Below are 3,347 nucleotides of genomic sequence, written 5' to 3'. Positions count from 1 at the left end.
GGCAACGGATGATGACCGCCAAACACTTCCTTGACCGTATACAGCGGACTGGTGCCGATGTCGCCAAAAACGACGCCCATTGCCGCCAGTGCGGTGCCTGCCAGACCTGCCTTCCCGTCTTGCGACGAGTTCTCTGCTGTCATTGCCCCTCCGTTAATGCACCTGGCGTACCTGCCGTCCGGTCCGACAAGCGCTGACGCAGCGGCCATCTTCGCACAGACGGGCCATCCAGGAACGTTCCTCGCGCCTAGGAAGTGCAGCAGCCCGATTGCCATTGTCCGAGCGAAAGGGAGGCTAGGCAAGGACTGAACGCAGGCGTCGCCTGGACAGACCGGAGGAATTCGCCCCCATTGCCTCGTGCCGAAAGGGATATCAAGCGGTTTCAATGGTCCAGAAGCCTCGTCCGACAGCCCGTACAGGCTCGCCAGTGATAGAATCGTCAGCCCGTTGTGCATCCGATGATCAGAGGATCAGGGAGTCGATAGAGTGAGCGAAGAAAACAAGCTGCAGGTCCCTGAAATGCTGCACAAACGCCTTGCCGAAGTGCACCTCACTGAAGTGCGTTCCCTTCTCTCGCTGCAGAAACTGGTGGAAGATCTGGTCCGTGAGCAGGATATGCCAAACCAGGATGAAGACGGGGAACTTCAGCAGCAGTATCGCGTGGAACTGCGGCAAAAGCTCAAGCGGATGCCGGCACAGGAAGTCGCCTACATCCTCGAATCGCTCGAGCCCAACGAACGTCTGGTGGTCTGGGACGAAGTCAAGGAAGGCGCTGACCCGATCCTGGCGCTGCTCTCCGACGACGTGCTCGAGGAGTTGATCGATGACAGTCACTACCGCAACGAAAAGACGGCGGTCACCGCGTTCGAACTGCAGGACGGGCGGCTGCGCCAGCTCGCGGTCACTTGCCCGGAGGATCTGAACGACGTCCAGCCGATCTGGGTAGACCTGATAGCCCCGACGAAAAAGATTCGCGCCTGGATGAGCAAGCTGTTCGACGTCGATCTCCCCGACCCCGGCAACCTGACCGACATCGAGGCCAGCGCCCGCTTCTACGTGGACGAGGAGGGGCATACCCACCTGCACTCGGACTTCCTGCTCGACACCCGTGACGAATCCCGGAACGTTCCGGTGGCGCTGATCCTCCAGAATGACGTCCTGTTCACGGTCCGCAGCGAGGAACTGCCGGTGTTTCGCCTGCAAAGGGCACGCGCGCGGACCCGCCCCGGCTACGTCAGCAACGGCACGGACGTGTTGCTGGACCTCTACGCGGCCGACGTCGAATACTCGGCCAATGCGCTGGAAGATGTCTACGCCGAACTCGATCGAGTTGGCCGACAGGTGCTGCGCTCGCACACCACTGACCAGGAAGCTTCAAAGATCCTGACCGCGATTTCCGAGGCAGAAGACCTTAACGGACGGACTCGCCGCAGCGTCCTCGACACCCGGCGGGCGCTCTCCTTCCTGCTGCACGGCAAGTTCCTCTCCAAGACGCAAACCAACGACGTGCGCGAGATCCTGCGCGACATCGAATCCCTTGACGGCCACACCGCCTTCCTGTTCAACAAGATCAACTTCCTGATGGACGCCACCGACAGTGCGATCAACATCAACCAGAACAAGGACATCAAGCGGCTGACGGTGCTCAGCGTCATTTTCATGCCGATCAATGTACTGGCCGGCATGGGCGGCATGTCCGAGTTCTCGATGATGACCGAGGGTATTCCCTGGCCGATCGCCTATTCGGCCATGGTCGTTGCTATGGTGGGCATCGGTACCCTGACCTACTTCGGGCTGCGATTTTTCGAGCGGCGACGGACAAGCAGCAGCCACGCAGCAAATCGCCGGACTGACTGATTCCTGCCGGGGAACGGTGGCGCCGGTTACCAGGCCTTGAAAACCGCTTCGGCGGCGCCAATGGTGGCGGCGATATCGGCCTCGCTGTGCGCTGCGGAAACGAAGCCGGCCTCAAAAGCCGATGGCGCAAAATAGTGGCCGGCATCGAGCATCGCATGGAAGAAGCGGCTGAAGGCGTCCTTGTCGCATGTCATCACCTCGGCGTAGCTCTGCGGGCAGGCAGAGCGGAAATACAGCCCGAACATGCCGCCGATCGCCTGTGCGGAGAACGCCACCCCTTGTTTTTGCGCTGCGGCAACGAGCCCGTCAGTCAGTTGTCTGGTGCGCTGCGCCAGCAACTCGTGGAGGCCGCCCGCCTGCAACAGTCTCAGCGTCGCCAGGCCGGCAGCGACCGCGACCGGATTGCCGGACAGGGTCCCCGCCTGGTAAACCGGACCCAGCGGTGCGATCCTGGCCATGATGTCGCGCCGGCCGCCAAATGCACCGACCGGCATGCCCCCGCCGATGACCTTCCCGAGTGTCGTCAGATCCGGCGTGACGCCGTAGAGACCTTGCGCACCCTGCGGACCGACGCGGAAGCCGGTCATCACCTCGTCGAAGATCAGGACCGAGCCGTTGCCGCTGCACAGCTTGCGCATCGTCTGCAGGAAAGCCGGCCGCGGGGCTATCAGGTTCATGTTGCCGGCGACCGCTTCGACAATGACGGCGGCAATCTGCGAACCATGCTCGGCAAAGGCGGCTTCGAGCCCGGCGCTGTCGTTATAGTCGAGAACCAGGGTGTGCCTGGCCACATCAGCCGGCACACCACCGGAACTCGGATTGCCGAACGTGAGCATTCCCGAGCCGGCCTTCACCAGCAGGCTGTCCGAGTGGCCGTGATAGCAGCCCTCGAACTTGATCAGCAGATCACGCCCGGTGAAGCCGCGCGCCAACCGGATGGCGCTCATCGTCGCCTCGGTCCCCGAACTCACCAGACGAACCATTTCGAGCGACGGCAGCAGCTCGCACAGCAGCTCGGCCATCTCGACCTCGCTTTCCGTCGGGGCGCCGAAGGACAGTCCCCTGGCGGCCGCCTCCTGCACCGCGGCGACCACCACCGGATGCGCGTGGCCGAGGATCAGCGGCCCCCAGGATCCGACATAGTCGATGTAGCTATTGCCATCGGCATCGGTGACGCGGGCACCGGAACCGGCGGCGAAGAAGCGCGGCGTACCGCCGACCGAACGAAATGCCCGCACGGGCGAGTTGACGCCGCCCGGGATGTGCTGCTGGGCGCGCTCAAAGAGTTGTTGATTGCGGAAACTCACGCCAGTCTTCCTTGAAAAGTTGATCATAGGCCGCCGCGCGAGCGGCCACGTCGGGCGCCTCGAAAAGGTCACTGATCACCGCCAGCATATCGGCGCCGGCAGCCAGCAGGGGCGCAGCATTGTCTACGGTAATGCCGCCGATGGCGCAGGCCGGCAGCCGCAACTCGGCACGGCAGCGCGCGA

At 63.0% G+C, this 3,347-nt stretch carries 4 protein-coding genes; 1 reads left to right on the top strand and 3 read right to left on the bottom strand.

Going from position 1 to position 3,347, the window contains the following annotated elements; genetic code table 11:
• Nucleotides 1–143: KUP/HAK/KT family potassium transporter (locus V5B39_RS22085; RefSeq protein WP_332344962.1), on the bottom strand; the 143-nt coding region annotated here is incomplete at its 3' end.
• A 343-nt stretch (nt 144–486) separates the two neighbouring features.
• Here V5B39_RS22085 and V5B39_RS22080 point away from each other — a divergent pair.
• Nucleotides 487–1,857, top strand: a complete 1,371-nt coding sequence (locus V5B39_RS22080) for a CorA family divalent cation transporter (protein WP_332344961.1) — start codon at nt 487–489, stop codon at nt 1,855–1,857.
• Between the two features lie 26 nt (nt 1,858–1,883).
• Here V5B39_RS22080 and hemL read toward each other — a convergent pair whose 3' ends face one another.
• Entirely contained in the window at nt 1,884–3,164 is a 1,281-nt protein-coding gene (gene hemL, locus V5B39_RS22075) for a glutamate-1-semialdehyde 2,1-aminomutase (protein ID WP_332344960.1), read from the bottom strand.
• On the bottom strand, nt 3,136–3,347 hold a 212-nt coding region (locus V5B39_RS22070; RefSeq protein ID WP_332344959.1), incomplete at its 5' end, for a thiamine phosphate synthase. The genes V5B39_RS22070 and hemL, both read right to left, overlap by 29 nt.

The sequence above is a fragment of the Accumulibacter sp. genome (assembly GCF_036625275.1).
In the GTDB taxonomy this organism is placed as follows: Bacteria; Pseudomonadota; Gammaproteobacteria; order Burkholderiales; family Rhodocyclaceae; genus Accumulibacter.
The sequence above is the reverse complement of the archived record's forward strand: the minus strand, read 5'-3'. Positions and strand labels throughout refer to the sequence as shown.